The sequence below is a fragment of the Mesorhizobium sp. ESP-6-4 genome, assembly GCF_020164735.1.
In the GTDB taxonomy this organism is placed as follows: domain Bacteria; phylum Pseudomonadota; class Alphaproteobacteria; order Rhizobiales; family Rhizobiaceae; genus Mesorhizobium.
Window position 1 is genome coordinate 186602 of sequence record NZ_JAIUGS010000007.1, and the last position, 26396, is coordinate 212997.

The 26396-nt window shown below is 63.6% G+C and carries 27 protein-coding genes; 18 read left to right on the forward strand and 9 right to left on the reverse strand.

What is annotated here, in order from left to right:
- The first annotated feature begins 75 nt into the window (after window positions 1–75).
- The 8 genes from LB523_RS15985 (at window position 76) to LB523_RS16020 (ending at window position 9126) form a co-directional block, all read left to right on the forward strand.
- A complete protein-coding gene (locus LB523_RS15985) occupies window positions 76–1662 on the forward strand; it encodes an ABC transporter substrate-binding protein (protein ID WP_224604296.1) in 1587 nt (528 codons plus the stop codon).
- A 16-nt stretch (window positions 1663–1678) separates the two neighbouring features.
- Window positions 1679–2638, forward strand: a complete 960-nt coding sequence (locus LB523_RS15990) for an ABC transporter permease (protein WP_224532595.1) — start codon at window positions 1679–1681, stop codon at window positions 2636–2638.
- An 11-nt stretch (window positions 2639–2649) separates the two neighbouring features.
- Window positions 2650–3474 (forward strand): ABC transporter permease, encoded by an 825-nt coding sequence (locus LB523_RS15995; protein ID WP_224604299.1) that lies wholly within the window; start codon window positions 2650–2652, stop codon window positions 3472–3474.
- A complete protein-coding gene (locus LB523_RS16000) occupies window positions 3474–5129 on the forward strand; it encodes an ABC transporter ATP-binding protein (protein ID WP_224604302.1) in 1656 nt (551 codons plus the stop codon). Before LB523_RS15995 ends, LB523_RS16000 begins: the two co-directional genes overlap by 1 nt.
- 220 nt (window positions 5130–5349) lie before the next feature.
- Window positions 5350–6189: an alkaline phosphatase family protein gene (locus LB523_RS16005; protein ID WP_224604306.1), complete on the forward strand. Its 840-nt coding sequence runs from the start codon at window positions 5350–5352 to the stop codon at window positions 6187–6189.
- Window positions 6190–6468: 279 nt separating this feature from the next.
- Window positions 6469–7035 carry a sigma-70 family RNA polymerase sigma factor gene (locus tag LB523_RS16010; RefSeq protein WP_095770209.1) on the forward strand — a complete coding sequence of 189 codons (567 nt, stop codon included), beginning with the start codon at window positions 6469–6471 and terminating at the stop codon, window positions 7033–7035.
- Entirely contained in the window at window positions 7032–7691 is a 660-nt protein-coding gene (locus LB523_RS16015) for an anti-sigma factor (protein WP_224604308.1), read from the forward strand. Before LB523_RS16010 ends, LB523_RS16015 begins: the two co-directional genes overlap by 4 nt.
- Entirely contained in the window at window positions 7681–9126 is a 1446-nt protein-coding gene (locus tag LB523_RS16020; RefSeq protein ID WP_224604310.1) for a S8 family serine peptidase, read from the forward strand. The genes LB523_RS16015 and LB523_RS16020 overlap by 11 nt, the downstream gene beginning before the upstream one ends.
- A 52-nt stretch (window positions 9127–9178) precedes the next feature.
- Here LB523_RS16020 and LB523_RS16025 read toward each other — a convergent pair whose 3' ends face one another.
- The 3 genes from LB523_RS16025 to LB523_RS16035 form a co-directional block, all read right to left on the reverse strand.
- Window positions 9179–10525 carry an NAD(P)/FAD-dependent oxidoreductase gene (locus LB523_RS16025; protein WP_224604312.1) on the reverse strand — a complete coding sequence of 449 codons (1347 nt, stop codon included), beginning with the start codon at window positions 10523–10525 and terminating at the stop codon, window positions 9179–9181.
- A gap of 139 nt (window positions 10526–10664) precedes the next feature.
- The gene (locus tag LB523_RS16030) at window positions 10665–11687 is read right to left on the reverse strand and encodes a substrate-binding domain-containing protein (RefSeq protein WP_224604314.1); all 1023 of its coding nucleotides are present in this window, start codon (window positions 11685–11687) and stop codon (window positions 10665–10667) included.
- Between the two features lie 16 nt (window positions 11688–11703).
- Entirely contained in the window at window positions 11704–11928 is a 225-nt protein-coding gene (locus LB523_RS16035) for a hypothetical protein (RefSeq protein WP_224604316.1), read from the reverse strand.
- 118 nt (window positions 11929–12046) lie between these two features.
- On the opposite strand from LB523_RS16035, the gene LB523_RS16040 reads away from it, so the two are divergent.
- The 5 genes from LB523_RS16040 (at window position 12047) to LB523_RS16060 (ending at window position 18552) form a co-directional block, all read left to right on the forward strand.
- The gene (locus tag LB523_RS16040; protein WP_095768191.1) at window positions 12047–13402 is read left to right on the forward strand and encodes an ABC transporter substrate-binding protein; all 1356 of its coding nucleotides are present in this window, start codon (window positions 12047–12049) and stop codon (window positions 13400–13402) included.
- A gap of 164 nt (window positions 13403–13566) precedes the next feature.
- On the forward strand, window positions 13567–14580 hold the full coding sequence (locus LB523_RS16045; RefSeq protein WP_095768190.1) for a carbohydrate ABC transporter permease: 1014 nt from the start codon (window positions 13567–13569) through the stop codon (window positions 14578–14580).
- 1 nt (window position 14581) lies between these two features.
- Window positions 14582–15736 carry a carbohydrate ABC transporter permease gene (locus LB523_RS16050; RefSeq protein WP_140844682.1) on the forward strand — a complete coding sequence of 385 codons (1155 nt, stop codon included), beginning with the start codon at window positions 14582–14584 and terminating at the stop codon, window positions 15734–15736.
- A gap of 4 nt (window positions 15737–15740) precedes the next feature.
- Window positions 15741–17405 carry an alpha-glucosidase gene (locus LB523_RS16055; RefSeq protein WP_224545304.1) on the forward strand — a complete coding sequence of 555 codons (1665 nt, stop codon included), beginning with the start codon at window positions 15741–15743 and terminating at the stop codon, window positions 17403–17405.
- Window positions 17406–17439: 34 nt separating this feature from the next.
- On the forward strand, window positions 17440–18552 hold the full coding sequence (locus LB523_RS16060; RefSeq protein ID WP_095768187.1) for an ABC transporter ATP-binding protein: 1113 nt from the start codon (window positions 17440–17442) through the stop codon (window positions 18550–18552).
- Window positions 18553–18734: 182 nt separating this feature from the next.
- On the opposite strand, the gene LB523_RS16065 is transcribed toward LB523_RS16060, so the two are convergent.
- A complete protein-coding gene (locus LB523_RS16065; RefSeq protein ID WP_095768186.1) occupies window positions 18735–18968 on the reverse strand; it encodes a DUF680 domain-containing protein in 234 nt (77 codons plus the stop codon).
- Window positions 18969–19037: 69 nt separating this feature from the next.
- Window positions 19038–19244 (reverse strand): DUF680 domain-containing protein, encoded by a 207-nt coding sequence (locus tag LB523_RS16070; protein ID WP_095768185.1) that lies wholly within the window; start codon window positions 19242–19244, stop codon window positions 19038–19040.
- Between the two features lie 620 nt (window positions 19245–19864).
- Here LB523_RS16070 and LB523_RS16075 point away from each other — a divergent pair.
- Genes LB523_RS16075 through LB523_RS16095 form a run of 5 tightly spaced genes read left to right on the forward strand, consistent with a single transcriptional unit; the run spans window position 19865 to window position 24272 of the window.
- Window positions 19865–20287 (forward strand): PqqD family protein, encoded by a 423-nt coding sequence (locus tag LB523_RS16075; protein ID WP_224531766.1) that lies wholly within the window; start codon window positions 19865–19867, stop codon window positions 20285–20287.
- 37 nt (window positions 20288–20324) lie between these two features.
- Complete coding sequence (locus LB523_RS16080; RefSeq protein WP_224604318.1) at window positions 20325–21374, forward strand: serine kinase; 1050 nt, start codon at window positions 20325–20327, stop codon at window positions 21372–21374.
- Window positions 21371–22123: a glycosyltransferase family 2 protein gene (locus tag LB523_RS16085; RefSeq protein ID WP_224604320.1), complete on the forward strand. Its 753-nt coding sequence runs from the start codon at window positions 21371–21373 to the stop codon at window positions 22121–22123. The genes LB523_RS16080 and LB523_RS16085 overlap by 4 nt, the downstream gene beginning before the upstream one ends.
- Entirely contained in the window at window positions 22123–22800 is a 678-nt protein-coding gene (locus LB523_RS16090; protein ID WP_224604322.1) for a glycosyltransferase family 2 protein, read from the forward strand. The genes LB523_RS16085 and LB523_RS16090 overlap by 1 nt, the downstream gene beginning before the upstream one ends.
- On the forward strand, window positions 22800–24272 hold the full coding sequence (locus tag LB523_RS16095) for a nucleotidyltransferase family protein (RefSeq protein ID WP_224604324.1): 1473 nt from the start codon (window positions 22800–22802) through the stop codon (window positions 24270–24272). The genes LB523_RS16090 and LB523_RS16095 overlap by 1 nt, the downstream gene beginning before the upstream one ends.
- A 25-nt stretch (window positions 24273–24297) precedes the next feature.
- Here the strand turns inward: LB523_RS16095 and LB523_RS16100 are convergent, their stop codons facing one another.
- The 4 genes from LB523_RS16100 to LB523_RS16115 all read right to left on the reverse strand — a co-directional run bounded on the left by LB523_RS16100 (window position 24298) and on the right by LB523_RS16115 (window position 26377).
- Window positions 24298–24702, reverse strand: coding sequence for a type II toxin-antitoxin system VapC family toxin (locus LB523_RS16100; RefSeq protein ID WP_224604327.1), 405 nt, complete (start codon window positions 24700–24702; stop codon window positions 24298–24300).
- Complete coding sequence (locus tag LB523_RS16105; protein ID WP_095768178.1) at window positions 24699–24932, reverse strand: AbrB/MazE/SpoVT family DNA-binding domain-containing protein; 234 nt, start codon at window positions 24930–24932, stop codon at window positions 24699–24701. The genes LB523_RS16100 and LB523_RS16105 overlap by 4 nt, the downstream gene beginning before the upstream one ends.
- 68 nt (window positions 24933–25000) lie before the next feature.
- Window positions 25001–25741, reverse strand: a complete 741-nt coding sequence (locus tag LB523_RS16110; RefSeq protein WP_224604341.1) for a ferredoxin reductase — start codon at window positions 25739–25741, stop codon at window positions 25001–25003.
- Window positions 25742–25765: 24 nt separating this feature from the next.
- Entirely contained in the window at window positions 25766–26377 is a 612-nt protein-coding gene (locus LB523_RS16115) for a sulfite oxidase-like oxidoreductase (protein ID WP_224604343.1), read from the reverse strand.
- Window positions 26378–26396 lie beyond the last annotated feature (19 nt).

A 26396-nucleotide genomic window follows, 5' to 3' on the forward strand; every position in this document is an offset into this window, starting at 1 on the left:
TTTCCCTTACGGTCATTATCTCCTCCAATAGCAAGAAACGACCATAAGGTCGGATACCCAGAGTGAGGAACCATAATGTCCAACGAACTCGACTATCTCAGCCGGCGAGTCGCGGCCGGAAAACTTAGCCGTCGCGACTTTCTCGGTCGCGCCGCCGCGCTCGGCGTTACCGCTACCTTTGCCAACTCGCTGCTCTCCAGCGCCGTGCGCGCTGCCGGCCCGGTCAAGGGCGGCACGCTGAAGGCCGGTCTGGTCGGGGGTGAATCCACCAACAGCCTCGATCCGGCCCTGTTCATGACCCAGGTGCCCTTTGCCTTCGGCAAAATGTGGGGCGAATTGATCGTGGAGCTCTCGCCCGACGGCAAGCTGGAGAACCGCATCGCCGAGGAGATCGGCTCTTCGGACGACGCCAAGGTCTGGACGCTGAAAATACGCGACGGCATCGAGTTCCACAACGGCAAGACGGTTACCGCAGAAGACGTCGCTGCCACGCTCGAGCGTCATTCGGACGAGAAGTCCAAGTCCGGCGCGTTGGGCTACATGAAGGGCATCGACACCATCAAGGTCAACGGCAAGGAAGTCGTGCTGACGCTGAAGGAGCCTAACGCCGACCTCCCCTACCTTCTCAGCGACTATCACCTGATCGTCCAGCCGAACGGCGGCAAGGACAAGGCCGATGCGGGCATCGGCGCCGGTCCGTACAAGGTCAAGGTCAATGAGCCCGGCGTGCGCCATGGCGGCGAACGCTTCGCCAATTACTGGCAGGGCGACAAGATGGGCCACGCCGACCAGATCGAAATCATCGTCATCAACGATGCGACGGCGCGCACGGCGGCCTTGCAGGGCGGCCAGGTCGACATGATCAACCGCGTCGAGCCGAAGATCGTCGATCTGATCAAGCGCGTGCCTGGCGTCACCATCCGCAACCACTCCGGTCCGGGCCACTACGTGTTCATCATGCATTGCAACACGGCGCCGTTCGACAACAATGATCTCAGGATGGCGTTGAAGCTGGCGATCGACCGCGAGGAGATGTTGAAAAAAGTGCTGCGCGGCTACGGCTCGCTCGGCAACGATTTCCCGATCAACGCCTCCTACCCGCTATTCACCGAGATCGAGCAGCGCAAGTACGATCCGGACAAGGCCAAATTCCACTACAAGAAGTCCGGCCATGACGGCCCTGTGCTGCTTAGGACCTCGGACGTCGCCTTCCCGGGCGCTGTCGATGCATCCCAGCTTTTCCAGCAGAGCGCCGCCAAGGCCGGCATCAAGATCGAGCTCAAGCGCGAGCCCGGCGACGGCTATTGGAACGAAGTCTGGAACAAGCAGCCCTTCTGCGCCTCCTATTGGGGCGGTCGCTCGACCCAGGACCAGATGTACTCGACCGCCTATCTGTCGACCGCCGATTGGAACGACACGCGTTTCAAGCGCCCGGACTTCGACAAGATGGTGCTGGCCGCGCGCGCCGAACTCGACGAGGCCAAGCGCAAGGCGATCTACCATGACATGGCCGTCATGGTGCGCGACGAAGGCGGCCTGATTCTGCCGATGTTCAATCAGTTCATCGACGCAACAGGCCCCAAGGTGGCGGGCTGGGTGGAGGATCCGCATCAGGAGCTTTGCAACGGCTACGCGCTGGCGAAGTGCTGGCTCGAAGCCTGAGCACGGCCTTGCGGAGATGTCCTCACCCATCGTGAAACTGGTGGCCCAGCGCATTGCGCTGGGCATCCTCCTTCTGCTGGCCGTTTCGGTCCTGATCTTCGCCGGCACGCAGATTCTGCCCGGCGACGTCGCGCAAGCCATCCTTGGACAATCGGCGACCCCGGAGTCGCTGGCCAACCTGCGCGAGCAGCTCGGGCTCAACCAGCCTGCCTATATCCGTTACTTCCACTGGCTGGGCGGCGTGCTGACCGGCGATCTCGGCACTGCCATGTCGAGCGGACAGGACATCGCGACATCAATCAAGGAACGGCTGTGGAATACGCTGTTCCTGGCCTTCTGGGCGGCCATCGTGGCTATCCCGCTGGCGATCACGCTTGGGTTGATCGCGGTGCGCTACCGCAATGGCTGGGTCGACAAGCTGATCTCCGGCGTGGCGCTTGCCTCGACCTCCTTCCCGGAGTTCTTCATCGGCTATCTGCTCGTCTTCTACTTCGCGGTCCAGCACCAGTGGTTCCCGGCCATCTCGACCGTCTATGACGGAATGTCTTTGGGTGAGCGCCTGCAGGCCATCGCGCTGCCTGCGGCAGCGCTGACTCTGGTGGTGCTCGCCCACATGATGCGCATGACGCGTGCGGCGATCCTCAACGTCATGCAGTCGGCCTATGTCGAGACGGCGGAACTCAAGGGGCTGTCGGCCGCTGCCGTTATCCGCAAGCATGCCTTCCCGAACGCGATCGCGCCGATCATCAATGTCGTCATGCTCAACCTTGCCTATCTGGTGGTCGGCGTCGTCGTGGTCGAGGTGATCTTTGTCTATCCAGGCATGGGGCAATATCTGGTCGACCACGTCACGAAGCGCGACGTGCCGGTCGTGCAGGCGGTCGGCTTGATCTTCGCCGCCGTCTATATCACCCTCAACATCATCGCAGACATTGCGGCGATCGTCGCCAATCCGCGACTCAGGCATCCGAAGTAGGGGCGGCCGATATGCTCGATATCAGACGCATCCCCCTGCCATCGCTGGTCGGCCTGGTGCTGACCGCGCTGTTCGTGCTGGCGGCAATCTTCGCGCCCTTGATCGCGCCGCACGGCAACGCCGAGATCGTCGGCGACGTGTGGGAGCCGATGTCGGCCGCGCACTGGCTGGGCACCGACAATCTCGGCCGCGATCTGTTGTCGCGCATGATCTACGGCGCCCGTATCACGCTGTTCATCGCAGTGCTGGCGACGGCGCTGTCGTTCTCGCTCGGCGCCATTCTCGGCTTTTCGGCGGCGGTATTCGGCGGCTGGTACGACACGATCCTGTCGCGGCTCGTCGACCTCCTCATGTCGATCCCGACGCTGATCATGGGCCTCGTCGTGCTTTCAGTGCTGCCGTCGAACCTGGTGACGCTGATCCTGGTCATGGGCATCCTCGATTCGACCCGCGTCTACCGACTGTCGCGCGCGGTCGCCGTCGACATCAACGTCATGGATTATGTCGAGGCAGCGAAGTTGCGCGGCGAAGGCAGCGGCTGGATCATCTTCCGCGAGATCCTTCCCAATGCGCTGTCGCCGCTGGTCTCGGAACTCGGGCTGCGCTTCATCTATGCCGTGCTGTTCCTGTCGACGCTGTCCTTCCTCGGCCTCGGCGTGCAGCCGCCGGATGCCGACTGGGGCGGCATGGTCAAGGAGAACAAGGACGGCATCGTGTTCGGCATTCCGGCGGCGCTCATCCCGGCGGCGGCGATCGCGGCACTTGCGATCTCGGTCAATCTCGTCGCCGACTGGGTGCTCAATCGCACGACGAGCCTGAAGGGAGGACGCGGCTGATGGTTGACGGCAAAGCAAAGTCCGGTCCTCTCCTCGACATCCGCAACCTGCGCATCGAAGCGACGGTCTATCCGCCGGGCGAAGCACCGAGAACCATCACGCTTGTCCACGACGTTTCGCTGACGCTGGAGAAGGGCAAGGTGCTTGGGCTGATCGGCGAGTCCGGCGCCGGCAAGTCGACCATCGGCCTGTCGTCGATGGGCTATGGCCGCGGCGGCGTTCGGATTACCGGCGGCGAGGTCATCCTCAACGGCCGCGACATACTGAAAGGCGGCAAGGAAGGCCTGCGCAAGCTGCGCGGCCGCGAAGTCTGTTATGTCGCCCAGTCGGCTGCGGCGGCCTTCAATCCGGCGCACCGGCTGATGGACCAGGTGGTGGAGGCTACCCTCCTGCACGGCACCGCGACCCGCGCCGAAGCCGAGAAACGCGCCGTCGCCCTGTTCAGGAAGCTCAGCCTGCCCAATCCCGAAACGATCGGCCAACGCTTCCCGCATCAGGTATCGGGCGGCCAGCTGCAGCGCGTGATGACGGCGATGGCGTTGTGCTCGGAGCCGGACCTGATCGTCTTCGACGAGCCGACGACGGCCCTCGACGTGACGACGCAGATCGACGTGCTGTCAGCGATCAAGGATGCCATCCGCGACACCCATGTCGCGGCCCTTTACATCACCCACGATCTAGCCGTCGTGGCACAGGTGTCCGACGAGATCATGGTGCTGCGTCACGGCCGGCTGGTCGAATGGGGCGGCACCCACCAGATCATCAAGGAGCCGCGCCAGGAATACACCAACGCCCTGGTCTCGGTGCATCAGATCGAACACCAGGAACAGCAGCCGGGCACGACGCCGATGCTATCGGTGAAGAACGTGACGGCCGCCTATGGCGGCGGCCACGTCAAGGTGCTGAAGAACGTTTCGGTCGACATCTTTCCGGGCCAGACGCTGGCCGTGGTCGGCGAGAGCGGTTCCGGCAAATCGACGCTGGCGCGCGCCATCACCGGTCTCTTGCCGCCCGAGAAAGGTAGCGTTGTCTTCGACGGCCGCACGCTTGCCAACAGGCTCGCCGACCGGCCGAAGGAGGACCTTCGCCAGCTGCAGATGATCTACCAGATGGCCGACGTGGCGATGAATCCGCGCCAGACGGTAGGCACCATCATCGGCCGGCCGCTGGAGTTCTATTTCGGCATGAAGGGCCGCGAGCGCGACAAGCGCGTCGCCGAACTGCTCGACGAGATCGAGATGGGCAAGGGCTTCATCGACCGCTATCCGGCCGAGCTTTCCGGCGGCCAGAAGCAGCGCGTCTGCATCGCCCGCTCGCTCGCCGCCAAGCCGAAGCTGATCATCTGCGACGAGGTGACCTCGGCGCTCGATCCGCTGGTCGCCCACGGCATCCTCAAGCTGCTGCTCAACTTGCAGCAGATCGAGAAGGTGGCCTATCTCTTCATCACCCACGACCTCGCGACGGTGAAGTCGATCGCCGATTCGATCGCGGTGATGTATCGCGGTGAAGTGGTGCGCTACGGCTCCAAGAGCAAGGTTCTGACGCCGCCCTTCGACGCCTACACCGACCTTCTGTTGTCCTCCGTTCCCGAAATGGAGATCGGCTGGCTGGAGAAGGCCATCAAGGGCCGGCGCATGGAAAGCGCCGGCAACTGACGCAATTCCCGCAGAACTGTTAAGGCGGCTTTCCGCACGGAGTAGCGTCGCCGCCAATACCAAGAAGGTTGGCGGCTGGGTGAAGAACCCGAATGGCGAGATGATGGACGGCTATGCGCTCAACGAGTGCTGGCTGAACGCTTGATAGCAAGCTATCCAAAGCAGCGCCGTGTGTCCGCGCGACAGGCGGCGCCTCTGTTTTCAATGCATGGGAACCGCCGTGCCGCTCAAATCCAAACTGCTGCTCATTATCCTCGACGGCGTGCCCTACCGGAACTGGCGCCGGCTGATGGGCAACCTCGAAGGCTGGGCGCAATCGGGCGAGGCGCAGGTGTGGAAGATGCGCTCGGTGCTGCCGTCGACCTCCGCCTGCTGTTACGCCTCGATCCACACCGGTGTCACGCCGCAGGTGCACGGCATTCTTTCCAACGAGAACCGCTTTCGCGTCACGCAGCCGGACATTTTTTCGGAAGTGAGCAAGGCCGGCGGCAGGACGGGCGCGGTGACCCACTCCTACTGGTCGGAATTCTTCCGTTCGTATCCGTTCGATCTTGTCGAGGACATGGAGTTCGACGAGCCAAGCGGGCCGATCACGCATGGCCGCTTCCACACCATGACCGGCTACAATCTCAAGAATCAGATGACGCCAAGCGATGTCGACCTGTTCGCGACGCTGACGATGCTGACCAAACGCCATCGCATCGACTACGGCATCCTCCACACCTGCACGCTGGATTCGATGGGTCACCGCTTCGGCCATGACTGCCACGAGATGGATCATGCCTGCTACGCGATGGACGGCATGTTGGCAGCCTTCCTGCCGCAATGGCGCCAAGCCGGCTATGAAGTGATCGTGACGGCCGACCATGGCCAGACCGGCCGCGGCCACCATGGGGGCCATGACGACGAGATGCAGGATTTCGCGCTCTATTATTTCGGACCTGCGAAAGGGCCTGAGGCCGACGCGCTGCTCGACCAGCTGCAGCTCGCGCCGACAGTGCTGAGCCGGCTTGGCGTGACGATACCGGAGACGATGAAGGCGAAGGCGTTTTTGGGGTAAGCGCGGCCTTTCCTTCTCCCCCCTGTGGGAGAAGGTGGATCGGCGCGCAGCGCCGAGACGGATGAGGGGTGTTCCAGCGCAGTGAGACGTTGGCATTCCTGGAGCACCCCTCATCCGTCGCCTTCGGCGACACCTTCTCCCACAAGGGGAGAAGGAAAAGCGTCCCTACTGGCAACCTCCGCGCTCTTCAGTTAGCCTCCAAAGAATCCTTGGCGGAGGGTGAACCTTTTTGGACCGATCAGCGACAGAGCTTCGAGGAGCCAGGCGGCTCGACCGGCCATGAATGCGGCGACGGAAACCGATCGCGCGCTTGTGGACCGGGTCGCGAAGGGCGACCGGGCCGCCGTCCGGCTCCTGTTCATGCGTCACCACGCGCGGATCTACCGCTTCGTGGCGCGCCAGACGGGATCGGAAATGATGGCCGACGATATCACGAATGAGGTTTTTCTGGAGCTGTGGAAACAGGCGCCCAGTTTCGAGGGCCGCTCTGAAGTTTCCACGTGGCTGCTCGGCATCGCCCGCTTCAAGGCGCTATCCATGCTGCGCAAGAAGAAGGAAGACTGGATCGACGACGACGATGCGGCGCAGGTTCCCGACGGCGCCGACACGCCGGAAGTCGTGACCATGAAGGAAGACAAGGCCGCCGCCTTGCGCCGCTTCGTCGATGCCCTGCCGGAAGAACACCGCACGGTGATCGACCTTGCCTATTATCATGGCCAGTCGGTGACCGAGATCGGCGAGGTGCTCGACATCCCGGTCGCGACCGTCAAGACCAGGATGTTCTACGCCCGCAAGAAACTCGGCGAAGCCCTCAAGGCCGCCGGTTACGACAGGGGTTGGCCATGAGCGCCGCTGAAAAGATGTCGCGTCGCGACGAGATGGAAACGCTGCTGCCGTTCTACCTGAACGGCTCGCTGGAAGGCGCCGAGCTGGAGGCCGTCGAGGAGTGGCTGGCCACCGATCCGGCGGCGATGAATGCGCTTGGCGAAGCGGAGGCCGAGTTCTCCGGCACCGCAGCCGCCAACGAGGCGATCCGGCCGCCCGCCGACGCGTTCTCCCGCTTCTCCAAGGCGCTGGACGCCGAGGCCGGTCCGGTGCGCACGCCCGGCCAATCCTGGCTGGCAAGAGTCTTCGGCCGGGTGACGGCAATGCCTGCCGGCGTCGCCTGGGCGGCCGCCGCGGCGCTGCTTGCGCTGGTCATCGTGCAGTCCTTCGAACAGCCGGGGGGCAAGGACTTCGAGGTGGCCGGCGCTCAGGATGATCTGGCGAAGCTGCCTTTCGCGCTGGTCAAGTTCAAGCCGGATGCGAAGATGGCCGATATCGCCGCCTTCCTCGGCCAGAACGGGTTGAAGATCGCCGGCGGACCGACCGCCGACGGCGTGTTCCACCTGACGATCCCGGCCAGCACGGCGGCCGATTACGACAAGTTCGTCGGCCTTATTGCCGCCCAGCCTTTCGCGGAGGCTGTGGTGCAGGGAAGGAAACCGGCCGATGGCGGCTAAGACGGTCATTCTGCATGCGGCTCTCCTTGCGGCGGCGGCATTTGTCGCCGCGCCTGCCTCCGCGCAGACCAACGATCCGAACCTGACGCAAAAACAGCTCGATTGCCTGGACCGCACGACGGCGGCCGGTGGCGGCTGCGACAAGGAGGGCGGTGCCAGGAATGGCGGCGCGACGCCGGGCACGGCCATGGGCGCGGTGGTCCTGCCGGCGCTCATCGTCGACCTGTTCCCGAATCCCCCGGCGGGCACCGCCCCGCAAACGCCGGCGGACGGAACGTCGTCATCGAACGGTTCCAGCACCACGGCGCCACCCGCTCCAACGCCGAGCGGGCCCGTCACGGTGCCGCAGGGCCTCAACCTTGCCGAACCGCCGCGCGCGATCAGCGGTGAATTCGTGCCCGACGAGGTGCTGGTGACGGTCGCCGGCGATGCCGGCGTGGTGCAGCAGATCGCCAATTCCTTCGGCCTGCAGGTGCGCTCGCAGCGCCAGTCGCGGCTGCTTGGCACCACTTTGGTGCGCTTCGGCATCACCGACGGGCGGCCGGTCGGCGTCGTGCTGGCGCAGCTCGCAGCCGATGGGCGCACGCAGCGGCGCGAGCCGAACCATATCTATTCGCTGCAGCAGGCGGCGGGCATCGTCAACTACGCCTTCGAGCGCATCGCGCTCGATGCAAACCAGGCGAGCGGCGAGAATGTGCGGGTCGCCGTCATCGACACCGGCATTGACGACAGCAACCCAGCGCTCGCCGGCGTGATCGCCGGCCAATACGATGCCATGCCCAACGTGCCGATCGAGAAGCGCGACCACGGCACTTCGGTCGACGGACTGATTGCCGGTGTCGGTCCGCTGGAAGGCATGGCGCCCGGCGCCAAAATCTACCACGCCCGAGCCTTCGAAGGCGGCAAGTCGACCATGGACGTCATCCTGTCGGCGCTCGACTGGGCAGCCGAGCAGAATGTGCGCATCATCAATATGAGCTTCGTCGGCCCGAAGAACGACCTGCTCGGCATCGCCTGCCGGAATGCGCGGGGGCTGGGCATGGTGCTGGTGGCGGCCGCCGGCAACAACGGCCCGAAGGCGCCCTATGGCTATCCGGCGGCCTTCGACGGCGTGATCGCCGTGACCGCCACCGACGCCAAGGACGGGCTGATGCCGCAGGCCAATCGCGGCGCCTATGTCTTCATCTCGGCGCCGGGTGTCGAGATGGTGGCGCCGAGCGGCGCCGGCTCCGACGTGGTGACCGGCACCTCCTTCGCCGCCGCGATCGTATCCGGCGCCATCGCCAATCTCATCCATGCCGCGCCGAACCGCACGGCCGATGACATCGAGAAAGCGCTTGCCGCAACGGCCAAGGATCTTGGGCCCAAGGGGCGGGACAATGACTTCGGCTACGGGTTGCTGGATATCAAGGCGGCCGGAGCGGCCAAAGAGTGAGCCCGGGCAGCCGGCTATCGAAATGCCGAGATCGGAGCAACCAGTTACCCATTCAAAGGGCCGGACCTAGCCGGACAGGGCTTCCATCATAGAAACGCGACAGTCGAAAACGGCTGAGATCGTGCCCGGTGTCATTTCCCTGGATTATGTCGCAGACGACGCGGCCGATGCCAGGCCCGATACCGAATCCGTGGCCGCTCATGCCGGTCGCGACGAAAAGACCGCCGATCGCCTGGACCCGATCCACGACGGGGACGACGTCGGGCATGGCGTCGATCATGCCGCCCCAGCCGGCCTTCAGGCGAACCGTCTCGAACCGGGGGAAAAGCTGTTTGAAATTGCGCTCGATCGAGCGAAGCTTTGCCGGCTCAGGGGCTGGGTTGAGCACGCGCATTCTTTCGAAAGGGCTTGAGGAATCCGGCGCCCAATCGCGCGGCGTCGACCAGCCATCCGGGTAGCCTGACGGAGCGAACGGGAAATAGCGCGTTCCGAACGGATTGTCCCTGAGGGCGGGAATATACTTGGTGAAGTGCCGGAATGCGTCAGGCCCCAGGTAAAGCAAGTGGCTGCCGCTCGCAGCGAGCGTATATCCGCCATCCTGCCTGCGCCTGAAAGCGATGTGGTCGTCGGCGGCCGCGCCTCGATAGACCTCAGGCATGGGTTCTGTGGCGGCCGCGGTAACGCGGACGCTGAGCTGGGGGATGGCTACGCCATGTCTCGCCAGGAACAGGGACGACCAGGCGCCGCCCGCGACCAGCACGGTTGAGGTCTCGATATTTCCCGCCTCGGTCCAAACGCCCTTGATCCTGCCGGCTGCGATCTCGAGGGTGCGCGCCGCGCAATTCTCCACGATCCTGACGCCCTTTCGCATGGCAAGCCTGGCAAGCGCCGGCACCGCCAACCAAGGTTCCGCGCGCATATCGGAGGGCGTCGTCATCGCGCCCTTGAACCTGCGCGACATGCCGGTGATGAGTTTTGCGGTCTCGTCGGCGCCCAGGAGGCGTGTGTCGAGCTCATGGATCGCGGCGATCCTCATGAATTCTTCGAACTTGGCCATGTCCTTGTCGGCGTTCGCCAGGTAGGTCACGCCTGTCTGGTTCAGCCCGATGTCCTCGCCGCATTCCTCGGCCAGTTGCCGCCATAGGCGAATGGCCTCGATGACGATCGGCAGCTCATCCGCGTCCCGTCCCTGCTTTCTGATCCATCCCCAATTGCGGGAGGACTGTTCGGCCGCAACGCGGCCTTTTTCCAGCAGCGTCACCGGAATGTTTCGGGAAGCAAGGAAGAGGGCCGTCGTTACGCCGATGATCCCGCCGCCGACGATCACCACCTCCGAAGTCTTCGGCGGAGGACCGGGGTACTGGACTGGATCCGCTTCGGTGAACGGGAATGTCGGCAAATGGCGCACCCGGAAGGACTGGTTGACGGTTCTGGCTTACCGGTTGTCACCGTCCAGCATCAGGAGCAGCCGAAGGCTGACCGTTGTCCCACGGCAGTCGCCCGGAATGAGTCAGTGGCGAAGCTGTTGGATTAGGCCCCTATACCGGCGCTCCGGCCACCGACCCTCGCACCACCAGATCCACTGGCCAGACCTCACCGCGAGCCCCCTCTTCCAACCCCGATATCCGCGCGGCGAGGCGCTCGGCGACACGCGCGCCGGCGAGGCGGATCGAGGAGCGTGTCGTCGACAGCGGCACCGGGAAATTCTCCGGCCGCAGCCAGGGGAAGACGTCGTCATGGGCGATCAGCGAGAGGTCGCCCGGAATGGTGAGGCCGAGATCGCGCACGGCGCGCACCACACCCAGCGCCATGATCAGGCTGGAGCAGACGATCGCCGTCGGCGGCTCAGCCTCCTCGAGCAGGCGGCGGGCGGCCCGGTAGCCGTTTTCCTCGGTCATCGCCACCGAGCGGATGTGGCGTTCGCCGAGTGCCAGCCCGTTCGCGGCAAGCGCGCGGCGCATGCCGCGCTCGCGGTGGATGGCGAAGGTCTCGCGCTCGTTGCCGTTGATCAGCGCTAGGCGCTTGTGGCCGAGCTGGATCAACAGTCTCGACGCTTCGTGGAAGGCGCCCTCATTGTCGATGTCGAGATAGGGATAGTCGAAATCGAAGCCTTCGCTGCGGCCATGGACGATGAAAGGGATGCCCAGCGTGTTGACCAGCGCCAGCCGCTTGTCGGCCGGCCGCGGCGAGGACAGGTAGACGGCGTCGACCTGGCGGTTGGCGACGATGCGGCGGTAGGTCGTTTCCTCGTCGTCGGCATCGGCGGGCGAAAGCACAAGGTCGAGCTCGTGCGCACGGGCATAGTCGCCGAGGCCGGAGAGGAATTCGACGAAGTGCGGATCGATGTCGACGGCGGCACCGGTCGGCAGCACATAGCCGATCATTCCCGACTTGCCGGTGGCGAGCCGGCGCGCGCTGGGGTTGGGCCGGTAGCCATGGCGCTTGGCGGCATCCATAACCCGGCGCCGGGTCTCCTCGTTAACCTCGGGGTAGCCGTTCAGCGCCCGGCTCACCGTGGTCTGCGAGAGCGACAGCATATGCGACAGCTGCTTGAGGTTCATCGGAGGCCCTCCAGCCTCAAAGCGCTTTCAATTTTGAATCGGTCTGACGATTGTTGGCGTGATCATCAAGCATGACGACCTTAGAGGCCAGACAGCGTCGTTTGAAGCAAAATTGCTGCTGCAGTGCCAAAAAAGCATGCTGCGCTGCACTTTTTTCGCTTAATCTTCTCCTATTTAAATCGATTAATGACGTCGCCCACTTGACTCCAAGGCGATTCAATGGCGAGATCAAAATAGCCAAAGCGCTTTGGAAGTCTCTTCGAAAGGTTGCGGTTGCCCTTTCGCTGAGTCACAGTTCCGCGGCGTCGGCGGACGAAATGGAGGTTTCGTCCTTTTTGTGATCACTGGGAGGACTTGCGATGAAGAAAATGCTTCTCTTGGGTGCGGCGTTCGCGGCACTCACCCTCAGCCTGCCGGCGCAAGCCGAACTGAAGTTCAAGCCGGGCGAGGATTCGAAATTTCATTGGGCCAATTACGACGACCTCAAGAAGGTCGACCTCAAGGGCGAGACGCTGACGATCTTCGGGCCGTGGCGCGGCGAGGACGAGGCGCTTGTCCGATCCGTTCTCGACTATTTCCAGGAAGCGACCGGCGCTGAGGTGAAATATTCCTCGTCCGAGAATTATGAGCAGCAGATCGTCATCGACACCCAGGCCGGCAGCCCGCCCAACATCGCCGTCCTGCCGCAGCCCGGCCTCATCCAGGATCTTGCTTCCAAGGGCGTGCTGACCCCGCTGGGCGACGACGTCGCGGCCTGGATCAAGGAAAATTACGCCGCCGGCGACTCCTGGGCCAAGCTCGGCACCTATACGGGCAAGGACGGCAAATCGGGCTTCTATGCCTTTCCCTACAAGATCGACGTGAAGGGGCTCGTCTGGTACTCGCCCGACAATTTCGACGAGGCCGGCTACAAGGTGCCGAAGACCCAAGAAGAACTCGCCGATCTGGAGAAGAAGATCGTCGCCGACGGCGGCAAGCCCTGGTGCATCGGGCTGGGTTCGGGCGGCGCCACCGGCTGGCCGGCGACCGACTGGGTCGAGGACATCATGCTGAGGACGCAGCCGCCGGAAGTCTACGACAAGTGGGTGAAGAACGAGATCCCGTTCACCGATCCGGCCGTGGTCAACGCCATCGACATCTTCGGCAAGATCGCCACCGACGACAAGATGGTGGACGGCGGCGCCAAGGCGGTCGCGGCGACCGACTTCCGCGACAGCCCGAAGGGCCTCTTCACCGTGCCGCCCAAGTGCTACATGCACCACCAGGCATCGTTCATCCCCTCCTTCTTCCCGGAAAACGTGAAGCTCGGCCAGGACGCCGACTTCTTCCCCTACCCGCCTTACGCCTCCAAGCCGGAACTGGGCACGCCGCTGGAAGTGGCCGGCACGCTGGTGATGATCACCAAGGATTCCAAGGCCTCGCGCGAGTTCATCAAGTTCCTCGAGATGCCGCTCGCGCATGAATTGTGGATGGCGCAGAAGAGCTTCGTCACCCCCTTCAAGGCAGCCAACAAGGAAGCCTATGGCAGCGACGCGCTGAAGAAGCAGGGCGAGATTCTGGTCGGCGCCACGACGGTTCGGTTCGACGGATCCGACCTGATGCCGGGCAAGATCGGCGCGGGTTCGTTCTGGACCGGCATGGTCGACCTGGTGGGCGGCAAGTCCGCGCAGGACGTCGCAGCCGACATCCAGAAAAGCTGGGACGGCATCAAATAGCATCCTGAAATCTTCCTAATCCTCCTACTGGACCCGGGCTACGGCCCGGGTCCGACCGGCGGTCCGCGCGGAAGCCTTCGCGTTTCGATTGTTCCGAATAACCGAAAGTCGGTGCATCCGATCGCCAGCCTCGGCCGGCCGGTCATGCGCAGGGAGAGGGACCCATGGCGGCTCAGATTTTCTCGGCCATATTCGTCATCATCATCGGCGTCGGCGGCTGCGTCGCCTATTTCTGGGGCGCCAACAAACTGCTCGATCTCGTCTTCCCGTCACGCGGTGTCTCAGGCACCGCCGCCGTCGACAATTTGCGCCGGCAGGGTATGGTGCGGCCCTGGCTGTTCGTCGGGCCGGCGATGATCATCCTAGCCATCTACCTGATCTACCCGGTGATCGCGACGCTGTGGCTCTCCTTCTTCGACCGCGGCGGCACCAATTTCGTCGGGCTCGCCAACTATGAATGGGCGGTCAGCGATCATGATTTGCGCAATTCGATCTTCAACAACATCCTGTGGCTGGCCGTGGTGCCGGCTGCCTGCACCTTCCTCGGCCTGATCATCGCCGTTCTCACCGACAAGATCTGGTGGGGCACCATCGCCAAGAGCCTGATCTTCCTGCCGCTCGCGATCTCCTTCGTCGGCGCCAGCGTGATCTGGAAATTCATTTACGAGTATCGTGGCGAGGGCCAGGTGCAGATCGGCCTGCTCAACGCTATCATCCAATATTTCGGCGGCCAGCCGCAGGTTTGGATATCGCTGCCGTTCTGGAACAATTTCTTCCTGATGATCATCCTGATCTGGATCCAGACCGGCTTTGCGATGGTCATCCTGTCGTCGGCGCTACGCGGCATTCCGGAAGAGACGCTGGAAGCGGCCGTGATCGACGGCGCCAACCCGTTCCAGATCTTCTGGAAGATCATGGTGCCGCAAATCTGGGGCACGATCGCCGTGGTGTGGACCACCATCACCATCCTGGTGCTGAAAGTGTTCGACATCGTGCTGACCATGACCAACGGCCAGTGGAATACACAGGTGCTTGCCAATCTGATGTTCGACTGGATGTTCCGCGGCGGCGGCGATTTCGGCCGCGGCGCGACCATCGCCATCATCATCATGATCGCGGTCATCCCGATCATGGTCTGGAACATCCGCCAGGCCAACAAAGAGACGGGAGGGCACTGAGATGGCGACCAAGACCGGAAAGTCCTTCGTCGGCCGCTTCGGCGTCCATATCGCCGTGCTCGTCTTCGTGGCGATCTGGACAATCCCTACCCTCGGCATCCTCGTCTCGTCGCTGCGCGACAAGGACCAGATCGTCGCCTCCGGCTGGTGGAACTCCTTCGCCAGCTCCAGCCAGAGCGAGGCGGGACGGCTGCCGGGCGCGTCGGCCCAAACCCAGAAGGACGGCAAATACGTCATCGAGGGCAATATCTTCGGCGATGGCCCCAAGCGCGAGATCAGCGCCTTCGGCGTCAAGTCCTCCGCGCCGACGCAGTACAAGGCGGGATCGGTTGCCGACCTCGATGACGGCGTCACGCTGCAGATGAATGCCGACGGCGGCTTCGTGCTGTCGTCACCGAAGGCCTTCGAGGGCGACCGCGGCCAGCGCGTCTATTTCGCCTCCTCGGCGCCGCCGAAATTCACCACGGACAACTACGATTCGGTGCTGTTTTCCGAAGGCATCGGCCGCTCGTTCATGAACTCGCTGACGGTGACCATCCCGGCGACGATCATCCCAATCCTGATCGCAGCCTTCGCAGCCTACGCACTGGCCTGGATGCGCTTTCCCGGACGGCCGCTGCTGATCGCGGTGATCATCGGCCTTCTGGTGGTTCCGCTGCAGATGTCGCTGATCCCGCTGCTCAGGCTCTATAACGGGGTCGGCGCCTTCTTCGGCGTGCCGTCCAAGACCTATCTCGGCATATGGCTGGCACATACCGGCTTCGGTCTGCCCTTCGCCATCTACCTGCTGAGGAGCTATATCGCCGGCCTGCCGCGCGAGATCATGGAATCGGCACGCATTGACGGCGCCAGCGACTTCGAGATCTTCGTCAAGATCGTGCTGCCGCTGTCCTTCCCTGTGCTTGCCTCCTTCGCCATCTTCCAGTTCCTGTGGGTATGGAACGATCTGCTGGTGGCGATGGTTTTCCTCGGCACGGCGCCCGATCAGATCGTGCTGACGGCCAAGCTCAACGCGCTGCTCGGCTCGCGCGGCGGCAAGTGGGAGATCCTGACCACATCGGCGTTCATCACCATCATCGTGCCGCTGTTCGTGTTCTTCTCGCTGCAGCGCTATTTCGTCCGCGGGCTGCTTGCCGGCTCGGTGAAAGGAGGTTGAAGACATGCAATCGGCTTTGAAGGCGACGTCGCAGCCAGACCCGGCCGTCGACCGCGACTGGTGGCGGGGCGCGGTGATCTACCAGATTTACCCGCGCTCCTATCAGGACTCCAACGGCGACGGCATCGGCGACCTGAAGGGTATTGTTCAGCGCCTGCCCTATATCGCTTCGCTCGGCGTCGATGCCATCTGGATCTCGCCCTTCTTCAAATCGCCGATGAAGGATTTCGGCTATGACGTGTCGGACTATTGCGACGTCGACCCGATGTTCGGAACGCTCGCCGATTTCGACGCGCTGGTGACGGAAGCCCATCGGCTGGGGCTCAAGGTGATGATCGACGAGGTGCTGTCGCACACCGCCGACATCCACCCCTGGTTCAAGGAAAGCCGTTCCAGCCGCAACAATCCGAAAGCCGACTGGTATGTGTGGGCGGACGCAAAACCCGACGGCACGCCGCCCAACAACTGGCTGTCGATCTTCGGCGGCTCGGCCTGGCAGTGGGACACCAGCCGCCAGCAATATTACATGCACAATTTCCTGGCCGAGCAGCCCGACCTCAACTTCCACAACGCAGAAGTTCAGGACGCGCTGCTCGACATCACCCGCTTCTGGCTGGAGCGCGGCGTTGACGGCTTCCGCCTCGACACGATCAATTTCTACTTCCACAGCCAGGGGCTGGAGGACAATCCGCCGCTGCCGCCGGAACAGCGCAACGACCAGACGGCGCCCGCGGTCAATCCCTACAATTACCAGGACCACATCTACGACAAGAGCCGGCCGGAGAACCTCGGCTTCCTGGAGCGCTTCCGCGCGCTTCTCGACGAATATCCGGCGCAGGCGGCCGTCGGCGAGGTCGGCGATTCCCAGCGCGGCCTGGAGGTGGTCGCCGCCTACACCGCCGACGGCAAGCGCGTGCATATGTGCTATTCCTTCGACTTCCTGGCGCCGGAGAAGATCAGCGCGGCGAAAGCGCGCGCGGTGCTGGAGGCCTTCGGCACGGTCGCCAGCGACGGCTGGTCGTGCTGGGCCTTCTCCAACCATGACGTGATGCGGGTCGCCTCGCGCTGGGCCGCCAACGAGGCGGATCCGACTGCCTATCTGAAGGTGATCTCGGCGCTTTTGATGTCGCTGCGCGGCTCGGTCTGCATCTATCAAGGCGAAGAGCTCGGCCTTGGCGAGGCGGAGCTGAAGTTCGAGGACCTGCAGGATCCCTACGGCATCCGGTTCTGGCCGGAGTTCAAGGGTCGCGACGGCTGCCGCACGCCGATGGTTTGGGACGCGGCCGCCAAAAATGGCGGTTTCTCGACCGCCAAGCCGTGGCTGCCGGTGCCGGGCAAGCACCTGTCGCAGGCGGTCAACGCGCAGCAAGGCGACGCAAGCTCGCTGCTCGAACATTACCGCCGCTTCCTAGCCTTCCGGCGCCAGCATCCGGCGCTGACCAAGGGCGACATCAACTTTATCGAAAGCGATGGCGACACCGTCGCCTTCACGCGCCGCGAGGGCAATGAGCGGATCGTCTGCGCCTTCAATCTCGGCAGCAAGCCCTCCGAGGTCGATCTCGGCAAAGGTGCGCTGCAACCCTTGCCCGGGCACGGCTTTTCGGGACAGACTGGCAGCGGGCCGGTCCGCCTCGGCGGCTACGGCGCCTGGTTCGGACGCATCGACTGAACTTCTAAAACAGGATCAACGGGAGAAGAAAAACATGGCCGATGTCACGCTCAACCAGGTGAAGAAATCATACGGCAACCTCAACATTCTCCACGGCATCGACCTCGATATCAAATCAGGCGAGTTCATCGTCTTCGTCGGGCCGTCGGGTTGCGGCAAGTCGACCTTGCTGAGGTCGATCGCCGGCCTCGAGGAGATCACGTCGGGCGAGCTGAAGATCGACGGCGAGGTGGTGAACGACGTGCCGCCGTCGAAGCGGGGCATCGCCATGGTGTTCCAGTCCTATGCGCTCTATCCGCATATGACGGTTTACGACAACATGGCCTTCTCGATGAAGATCGGCAAGGAAAGCAAGGCCGAGATCGACAAGCGCGTGCGCCAGGCGGCGGAGATCCTGCAACTGACCAAATATCTCGACCGCCTGCCCAAGGCGATGTCGGGCGGCCAGCGCCAGCGCGTCGCCATCGGCCGCGCCATCGTGCGAAACCCGAAGGTGTTCCTGTTCGACGAGCCGTTGTCGAATCTCGACGCAGCACTGCGCGTCGCCACCCGTATCGAGATCGCCAAGCTCAAGGAATCGATGCCGAACACCACCATGATCTACGTCACGCACGACCAGGTCGAGGCGATGACGCTGGCGGACCGCATCGTGGTCTTGAAGGAAGGCGTTATCGAGCAGGTCGGCACGCCGATGGAACTCTACAAGCGGCCCGGCAACCTGTTCGTCGCCCAGTTCATCGGCTCACCGGCCATGAACATATTGCCGGCAAAGATCGAGAAGGCCGGCAATCCGACCGTGGTCAGCCATGTCGGCGGCCGCAAGGCGACGGTGCCGATCGCGACGCCGGCCTCGGCCAATGGCGCGGCGGTCAGCTTCGGCGTGCGGCCGGAGGATCTCGCGATTGCCACAGGCGCGGACTTTCTGTTCGAAGGCAAGGTCGACTATATCGAGCAGCTCGGCGAGGTTCAGCTCGTCTATATCGATATAGGCCGCGCCGACCTGCCGCTGGTTGCCAAGCTGCCGGGCAATGTCGAGGTCAAGCGCGGCGAGACGCTGCGGCTCAACGCCGGCGCCGGCGATCTGCACATCTTCGACGCCGACGGCCATTCCTTCACGCTGCATCGCGAGGAAGCAAAGGCTGCCTGACGCTAGAGTTTCACCGTTTCACCGAAACGGCGAAACTCTCTATCTCTTTGTTTTCACGCAATTCCGGACGGAAAACCGCTTACACTTTTCCTGGAATTGCTTTATCGGCAGGCTGGCTTTCCCGGCAAAAAAAGAGCGGCGGGCCTGGCCCGCCGCTCTCTCTTTCAAATCACAGTCGGCTGTCAACGGTTGCCGAAGTGGTCGCGGTCGGCACCCTGAGGCGCCGACTTCTGCACGTCGCGCGACGAGTTCAGCAGCTTGTAGACAGGCGAGTCGGTGCCGATCGACGACGTAGGGGTGGTATCGACCGCCGGGGCCGGCTGGTTGACGCCACTATTGTTGTAATTGTCGCTGCCCGCAAAAGCAGCGCCGGAAACGGCCAACAGGGCGGCCGTGGCAAGAACGATCTTCTTCATTTCAGTGCTCCTGAATCTTGTGGTCCGACCGATGCGGCGGGCGAGCCCGCCGCCGGTTCAAGTCGACCGTTAGTTGTTGCCGAAAAGGTTGTGGTCGGCGCCCGTTGTGGCAGGCTGCTGAGTGGCCGGCGCAGACTGGCGGACCGCAGCCGTGTAGGACGAGTCGACCTTGGCCGCCGCCTGATTGGCTTCATTCGGGTTGTAATGGTCGCTACCAGCAAAGGCGCTGCCAGAAATTGCCAGAAGGGCTGCGGCAGTGAGAACAATCTTTTTCATTTTTGCTACTCCAGTATCTTTATTCAGTCCGTCTAGCGGCGTGTCTTGGGAATGAAATCGCGTCGTTCGGACAGCGCTGATTTGGGTGAGCCGAGGGCAGGATTCCAATCACGAAGTTTTTCCATCTGGACCATGATTGCGCATCTTGAAGTTTTGATAAGCATGCCTATGACTCTATTTTTATCGCATTTAATCAATGGCTTATTCGTGTTTGACCGTTGGCTCACCAAATGTATCGGAGCGCCAACGTTCACAGCGTCCTGCACGCACCGTCAACAGAAACGAACTGTTCAGTTCGATTTTAGAATCTCCTAATAGTCACTTTTCGATACCATTAACCAACATACCCCCGTTCCACAGGCCGATTCGGCCCGCTCCATGATCGTGGTCAGACTGCAGGCCAGCGGGCATTCGCGCCGGGAGGGTCGCGGTCGCCCTGCTTGTCGGCGCTCAAAATCGGGGCTCGAACCGCGAGTTGAACGCCAAAATGGTCGAGATGGCGCCGTTATGCCCTGCCTTGCCAAGCAAGGATCGAGTGTTTACAGGCGGTGTCCAGGGGTCAGGGCAACGATACGGCCGGCGCAGCCGCCGGCCGGAATTGCAGAGCGGGGGTCAAGAACATGCCTCTTTCCGACGTCTACGCCGTTGCGAGCCGGGACATCGTTTTCGAATCCTTCGACGGCGAAGCTGTCGTGCTCGACCTCTCCAACGGCAAGTATTTCGGCTTCTCCGATTCCGGCAGCAAAGTGTGGCAGGCGCTGTCCTCGGGTGTCGGCACCGAAGCGCTGATCCGATCGGCCGCTGGCAGGATCGACGCCGCCGCCATCGAGGCATTCATTACGCAGCTGGTCGAGTTCGGGCTGCTGGCGCCTTCCAGCGCAACGCCGCTGCCGTCATCCGACGATTTGCCGGCGGCGCTGGCTGCGGCGAGCGAACCGCTCACCGTGAGCGTCCATGACGACCTTGCCGACTTGATCATCGTCGACCCGATCCATGAAGTCGAGGAGCCGCTCGGCTGGCCGGCCGTCAAGCAGGTTTCCTGAGCGACCGGCGAAGGGTTCAGGCAGGCAGGAGCAGACCATGCCACGCGTGACGCTCGAGACCCTGCCGGGCCATGCCCGCTTTCTCATCGCCGCTGCCGAAGGCGCGGCCGGGCAGTTTCCGGTCCGGCGTGCTGTCCGCCTGCCAGGCCTGGAATTGATCGCGCATCTCGATCCCGGCGCGCTCGCAGATGCCCTTGGCCAGGCCTTCATCGAAGCCGAAGGCGATCCGCGGGACTCCCGCCAATGCCGTATCTTCATCGGCCATCCAGGCATCGGCGACATGCCGGAACCGGCAAGCTGGGGCGATGCGCATTTCACCGAGCACGGCTTTGCCCGGAAACTTGCCGAGGCAGGGCTGCGCGGCCATCATTACCACGATCTGGATTTCTGGCAGGTCTACGATCCCGCCCGACGGATCGGCGTCCAGTTGATGCGGTCTCCCGACGCGTTTCCGCCTTGGGAGCAGGGGTCGCCGCTGCGCGCCTTCCTGCACTGGGAATACGCCGCGCGCGGCATGCGCCTTGCCCATGCCGGCACGCTGGGCCTCGACGGCAGGGGCGTGCTGCTGGCAGGCGCCGGGGGTGCGGGAAAATCCGGAACCGTCGTAGCAGGACTGCTCAACGGGCTGGACAGCGTCGGCGACGATTACGTGCTGATCGACCTTTCCGGCGGCGTGACGGCGCGACCGCTGTTTTCGATCCTGAAGCAGGATCCGCCGGGTTTCGCCCGGCTCGGGCTGGAAAGGCGGCTGGGAACCGGCCGCCCGCTCAACTGGCAAGGCAAGCATGCCTTCCACATTCACGAGATCGCGCCCCGGCCAGTAGGTGAGAGTCTGGACATTTGCGCGTTGCTGGTGCCACATGTCAGCGGCGGAAAGACAAGTTCGATCGCACCGATTTCGCGCAAGGATGCCATCATCGCGCTGGCGCCGTCCGGCATCGCCCAGATGCCTGGCGAACGCGAAAGCGGTTTTCGCTTCTTCAGCGATCTGACCCGGCTACTGCCATGCTACCGGATTTCACTTGGGTCACGCCCAGGAGAAATCGCCGCTACGATTGCGGATTTCCTTGTCCGGAGCGCCCGGTGAAGTTGAGCGTGATCATGCCTGTCTACAACCGCGAGCGCTATGTCGTTGCGGCATTGCGTTCGCTCATCAGGCAGCGCGACGCCGCCGATCTCGACATCATCGTCATCGATGACGGCTCGACCGACGGTTCGGCCCAAGCGGTGCGCGCGATGATGGACGAAGCATCTTGCATCCGGCTGTTTCGGCAGGAAAACATGGGCGTGACCCGGGCGCGCAACAGCGGGCTCAGCCGGCTCAAGCCGGAGACGGAACTGGTGTCTTTTCTCGATTCGGACGACATCTCGCCAGCCGGGCGCTTCGCGGCGGATCTGGACCTTTTCAGGCGCGATCCCTCTCTCGAGCTCACCTATTCCAGGATGATGCTTGTCGACAGGATCGACGACGAGACGCTGGAGCCGACCCGCGACAGCGACCGCATCACGGTTCGCGGCATCCATCTCTCGGCGGCGATCTTCTCGCGCCGTCTGGTCGACCGGATCGGCGCTTTCGACGAGGACTTCGTCCAGGCCGAGGATACGGACTTCCTGCTGCGCAGCTTCGAGGTCGGCCCCCGATGCGCGCTTCCGGACACGCTGGCGCTTTATTACCGGCGGCACGCCGGCAACATGACAAGGCAGCAAGATGTCCAGTCGCGCGAGTTCATGCGCGCGATCTACAAGTCGATGAAGCGGCGCAGGGCCAACCCTTCGCTCAAGCCGATCGAAGGCATCTTCGAACTGAAGAAACTCGCGGACTGGCAGTTCATGTGATGAGCGCATACGGCGTCGTCATTCCGGCCTACAACGCCAGCGCCACGATCGCGGAGACGCTGCGCTCGGTGGCGGCGCAGACGTTGCGGCCCGAACTGGTCGTGGTGGTCGACGACGGCTCGACCGACGATCTCGCCGGCGCGATCGGCGGCATCGACCTGCCGCTCAGGCTTTTGCGCCAGGACAATGCCGGACCCGGCAGCGCGACCACCCGCGGCATCGCCGCGCTGTCGACGCCCTTCGTCGCCACGCTCGATGCCGACGACCTTTGGCTGCCTGGAAAGATCGCGGCGCAGCTTGCCCATCTCGAACGGCTTCCCGGCGTATCCGGGGTCTTCACCCATATGCGCGCCTTCCGCGACGGAGAGCCCGACGCGATGGCCCCGACCGCAACCCCCGGCTGGTCGCGCTCAACGATGCTGATGCGCCGGGAGACCGCGGAGAGCGTCGGCCCGATGGTCGATCCGCCGGGCGGCCGCGGCGAGATGATCGACTGGATCGCCCGCGCGCGGGAAAGCGGTTTTGTCCTCGACATGATGCCTGATGTCCTGGCGCTGCGGCGCATCAGGCCGGGGAGCCTGTCCTATGGGCGCGACGCGGCACGCGACCGCGGTTACCTGGAAGTGGCACGCCTGGCCATGCTGCGACGGGCGCAAAGCAAAGCCAGCTCCAGCTGATGGCGAAGAACCGTCGCATCGGCAGGCGTTTTCCAGACTATGGCTGGTCCTGGCCGACCGGCTCGCTCGACCAGTTGCTCAAGGCAGCACTTCTGCCCGACGAAGAGGCGGCGCGCCTTTGCGCCGCCGGCTGGCTGAACGAGAACGACATCGACCACGTCTCCTTCCGGGAACACCGGTTGCTTGCCGCGATTTCCGACAGGTTCGGACGCAAGCTTGCCGGCAACGCCGCTTATCCGCGCCTGGTCGGCCTGCAGAAGATGCTGTGGACCAAGTCGCGCATGGCCATGCGCGAGGCCGAGCCCGCACTGAAGGCGATGGTCGATGCCGGCTGCACGGTGATGCTGATCAAGGGCGCCAGCCGCATCGCACTCGATGCCGCCGCGCAGCGCGGGCGCGTGGCGCATGACATCGATATACTGGTGCGGCCGGGCGATATGCAGCCGGCCTTTGATGTGTTGCGCGACCGCGGCTGGCAGATCGCCAGCGGTGTTTCCCCGCAATATCTGCGCGCACGGCTGGGATCGCTGCGCTCGATGAATTTCTTCAAGGGCAATTACGGCGACATCGACCTGCATCAGCTTGCCTATGACGGGTCGCAGCAGAACACCGAGGACGACCTCGCCATCTGGCGCCGCGCGATTGCCGCCAAATTCAGCGATGTCAGCGTAGTCGTCCCCTCGGCCGCCGACCGCATCGCGCTCGCCATCGCGCATGGCGGCCTCGACGCACATACGCATAGCGACTGGCTGGTCGATTGCACCGTGGCCATCGAGGGCGGCACTGTCGACTGGACCATATTCCTCGATATCATCGCCAGGCGCAGTCTCGCCGTCGCCGCGGCGGTGGCGCTTTCCTATCTTGCGCTGGAGATCGGCATCGCTGTGCCGGAGGCCGTGCTGGCCAAGGTGGTGGACATGGCTGACCGGCGCGGCGCGGCGCGGCTGTCGTCGGTTCTGCAGGCCAAGCCGCGCACCGATTTCGGCGCGCTGATCTGGCTGTCGCGGGGATTTGCAAAGCAGCTGCGCCTGCAGCGCAAGAAGGGCCGGCTGAAGCAGACCGAGCCCGACATCGTGTGGCGCGGCAAGTCCGTGACGACCAAGGCCATAGGCGAGCCTGCCGCATTTGTGCTCTCGCAACCCCTGGACGGACCGCAGGGCGAGGCCAGCGAGGTGATGCTCGATCTCATCGTTCGCATCGTCGTCCCGCCGGTCAGGCGACGCATCGAGATGGAGATCAATGCGGGCGACCGGCACGTGGCCCGGCTGCGCTCGATGTCGATCAGTCGTTCCGGCGGGGAGCGGATGCTGCGCTTTCGCGGCAAGGTGAAGCTTGAGGGGACAGGACGGGCCCTGGTGCTGGAGGCTCGGCCGTCACGCCAGTTTCGCGTCTGGGACAACGAGCAGGCCGTCGCCAGCTACGGCGCGCTGCCTTTCCAGCTCGTTTCGGCGAAATTCTCTCCGACCGGCTGACATCAGCGCAACAGTCCGGGACGGCTCAAGAGCCTGGGGTAATCAGCTTCAGGGAGGGGAAATAGGTTCGATATCGGCCGATATCGCGGGTCAGAAGTGGAAGACGGCCGACCGCAGCGTGCGCACCAATGAAGAAGTCCGGCAAAACACCAGTCTTTTGTCCTCCTGACCGGTGGTACTGTGTAAATACCTTTCCGGGAAGGAAAAGAGCGGCCCTCGGCATGGGAGCCATTTCAAGACCGGCCGCATCGAGAAAAGCGTCAAGATCCTCGATGCGGGCATAGCGTACGGCGAGCTCGGCATAGACCGCATCGTTGATCAACAATGGTCCGGTGAGGCTCGCCGCCTCAAGCTGAGCAACCGACCAATCTGCCCAGTTTGGATCGTCAGTAACAAGGTCAAGCAGGACGTTGGTGTCGATGAGCGTCACGCTTCACCACGCGTCAGCGCCATGATCGCGTCGGTCGTAAGCCCCTCGCCGGCATGGCCGCGCAACTTGGCGAAGCGGCTCGCCGTTTGCTTTCTGTCGACACGAGCAAGCACTACGCTCCCATCGGCGGCGCGCCGGAAATCGACCCTGCTTCCCGGGACGATCCCCAACAGATCGCGGACCGGTTTTGGAATGGTGACCTGTCCTTTTGACGTAACGGTGGTGGCCATCTTCGCTCCTCAGTAATACCAATTGTAAGTAAGGTATTACCTTTCGGTCGAATTTCAACGGGCTTCTGTCAAACTCCATAGCGCTCGGTGCGGATAATCCCCGCCGGAACGCCGGCGCCAATCAGGGCATCAGCGGCGGCCGAGACGAAGGCGTTCGAGCCGCAGACATAGGCGAGCCTCGGTGCCTTCGGCAGGCGCTCGACGGCCTGCACCATCATGCGGGCGTCGACGCGCCGGGAATAGTCGGGCGGCCGCCTCGCCGGCTCGCGGGTCAGCGTCAGCACCAGATCGAACCCGTCACGACGATCGTCGAGGCCGATCAGCTCGTCGCGGAAAATCACCTCGTCCCAAACCCGGGCCGAGAACACCAGCGCAACGGGCACCGCTTTGTTGCGCAGCGTGCGATGGCGCACCATCGCCATCAGCGGCACGACGCCCGAGCCGCCGCCTACCAGAAGGATCGGCCCGCCGTCGCTCTCCTCCCAGATGAAATGGCCCCCCAGCGGTCCGCGCAGCTCGATCTCGTCGCCGACGGCAGCGACATCGTGGAAGAAGGGCGAGACCTCGCCGTCGTCGAGCCGCTCGATCGCGAGCTCGACGACGGCACCCGGCGCCGAGGCAATAGAATAGGAGCGGCGCGCCTGATAGCCGTCCGGCGCCGTCAGCCGGACGTCGACATGCTGTCCGGCCAGATGGGCGAAGGGCCGCGACGGCTGGAACCAGAAGCTGGTGACGCGTGGCGTGCGCTTTTCGATGCGGGTGATCGTGGCTGCCTGCCAGGGCGATTGCGGCGACGGCTCGGCACTCATCGATTGCTGCTCACAAATCGCCCCTCACGGGTCACTGGAATAGCGCTGCTCGCGCCAGGGGTCGCCATACATGTGATAGCCGCGCAGCTCCCAGAAGCCCGGCTCGTCGCGCTCGGTGAACTGCAGCCCGTTCACCCATTTGGCCGATTTCCAGAAATAGAGATGCGGCACCAGAAGCCGGGCCGGCCCGCCATGATCAGGCGTGATCGGCTTGCCTTCGTAAAGCAGCGCCACCATCGCCTTGCCGGTGATGAGGTCCTTGGTCGGCACATTGGTGGAATAGCCGTCAAACGACAGCGCCAGCGTGTAGGCCGTCGGCGGCTCGATGCCGGCATCGGCGAGGATGTCGTCGATCATCACGCCCTGCCAGGGCGTGTTGAACTTGGTCCAGGCCGTCACGCAATGGATGTCGCGCGTCATCTTGCTTTGCGGCAGGGCGTTGAATTCGGCCCAGTTCCATTTCTTGATCGGCTTTGGCCCCTGCTTGAGCGTGAAGGACCAATCCTCGGTGCGCACGCGCGGCGTCGGCCCTGCCGAGAGGACCGGGAAACCCTGTTCCAGATACTGGCCGGGCGGAATGCGCTGGTCGGTGTCGGAAGGAGGACGCCGTCCGGAAAAGAAGCCGCGCGTGACCATCGGGACGTCTCCTGCACCG

What these genes read in the sequence shown, in the direction of transcription:
- LB523_RS16040 (WP_095768191.1), top strand. Translation starts at nt 12,047, where the DNA reads ATGAAGAAAATGCTTCTCTTGGGTGCGGCGTTCGCGGCACTCACCCTC.
- LB523_RS16060 (WP_095768187.1), top strand. Translation starts at nt 17,440, where the DNA reads ATGGCCGATGTCACGCTCAACCAGGTGAAGAAATCATACGGCAACCTC.
- LB523_RS16050 (WP_140844682.1), top strand. Translation starts at nt 14,582, where the DNA reads ATGGCGACCAAGACCGGAAAGTCCTTCGTCGGCCGCTTCGGCGTCCAT.
- LB523_RS15990 (WP_224532595.1), top strand. Translation starts at nt 1,679, where the DNA reads ATGTCCTCACCCATCGTGAAACTGGTGGCCCAGCGCATTGCGCTGGGC.
- LB523_RS16080 (WP_224604318.1), top strand. Translation starts at nt 20,325, where the DNA reads ATGCCACGCGTGACGCTCGAGACCCTGCCGGGCCATGCCCGCTTTCTC.
- LB523_RS16065 (WP_095768186.1), bottom strand. Translation starts at nt 18,968, where the DNA reads ATGAAGAAGATCGTTCTTGCCACGGCCGCCCTGTTGGCCGTTTCCGGC.
- LB523_RS15985 (WP_224604296.1), top strand. Translation starts at nt 76, where the DNA reads ATGTCCAACGAACTCGACTATCTCAGCCGGCGAGTCGCGGCCGGAAAA.
- LB523_RS16045 (WP_095768190.1), top strand. Translation starts at nt 13,567, where the DNA reads ATGGCGGCTCAGATTTTCTCGGCCATATTCGTCATCATCATCGGCGTC.
- LB523_RS16115 (WP_224604343.1), bottom strand. Translation starts at nt 26,377, where the DNA reads ATGGTCACGCGCGGCTTCTTTTCCGGACGGCGTCCTCCTTCCGACACC.
- LB523_RS16110 (WP_224604341.1), bottom strand. Translation starts at nt 25,741, where the DNA reads ATGAGTGCCGAGCCGTCGCCGCAATCGCCCTGGCAGGCAGCCACGATC.
- LB523_RS15995 (WP_224604299.1), top strand. Translation starts at nt 2,650, where the DNA reads ATGCTCGATATCAGACGCATCCCCCTGCCATCGCTGGTCGGCCTGGTG.
- LB523_RS16020 (WP_224604310.1), top strand. Translation starts at nt 7,681, where the DNA reads ATGGCGGCTAAGACGGTCATTCTGCATGCGGCTCTCCTTGCGGCGGCG.
- LB523_RS16015 (WP_224604308.1), top strand. Translation starts at nt 7,032, where the DNA reads ATGAGCGCCGCTGAAAAGATGTCGCGTCGCGACGAGATGGAAACGCTG.
- LB523_RS16010 (WP_095770209.1), top strand. Translation starts at nt 6,469, where the DNA reads ATGAATGCGGCGACGGAAACCGATCGCGCGCTTGTGGACCGGGTCGCG.
- LB523_RS16000 (WP_224604302.1), top strand. Translation starts at nt 3,474, where the DNA reads ATGGTTGACGGCAAAGCAAAGTCCGGTCCTCTCCTCGACATCCGCAAC.
- LB523_RS16030 (WP_224604314.1), bottom strand. Translation starts at nt 11,687, where the DNA reads ATGAACCTCAAGCAGCTGTCGCATATGCTGTCGCTCTCGCAGACCACG.
- LB523_RS16070 (WP_095768185.1), bottom strand. Translation starts at nt 19,244, where the DNA reads ATGAAAAAGATTGTTCTCACTGCCGCAGCCCTTCTGGCAATTTCTGGC.
- LB523_RS16105 (WP_095768178.1), bottom strand. Translation starts at nt 24,932, where the DNA reads ATGGCCACCACCGTTACGTCAAAAGGACAGGTCACCATTCCAAAACCG.
- LB523_RS16090 (WP_224604322.1), top strand. Translation starts at nt 22,123, where the DNA reads ATGAGCGCATACGGCGTCGTCATTCCGGCCTACAACGCCAGCGCCACG.
- LB523_RS16055 (WP_224545304.1), top strand. Translation starts at nt 15,741, where the DNA reads ATGCAATCGGCTTTGAAGGCGACGTCGCAGCCAGACCCGGCCGTCGAC.
- LB523_RS16075 (WP_224531766.1), top strand. Translation starts at nt 19,865, where the DNA reads ATGCCTCTTTCCGACGTCTACGCCGTTGCGAGCCGGGACATCGTTTTC.
- LB523_RS16095 (WP_224604324.1), top strand. Translation starts at nt 22,800, where the DNA reads ATGGCGAAGAACCGTCGCATCGGCAGGCGTTTTCCAGACTATGGCTGG.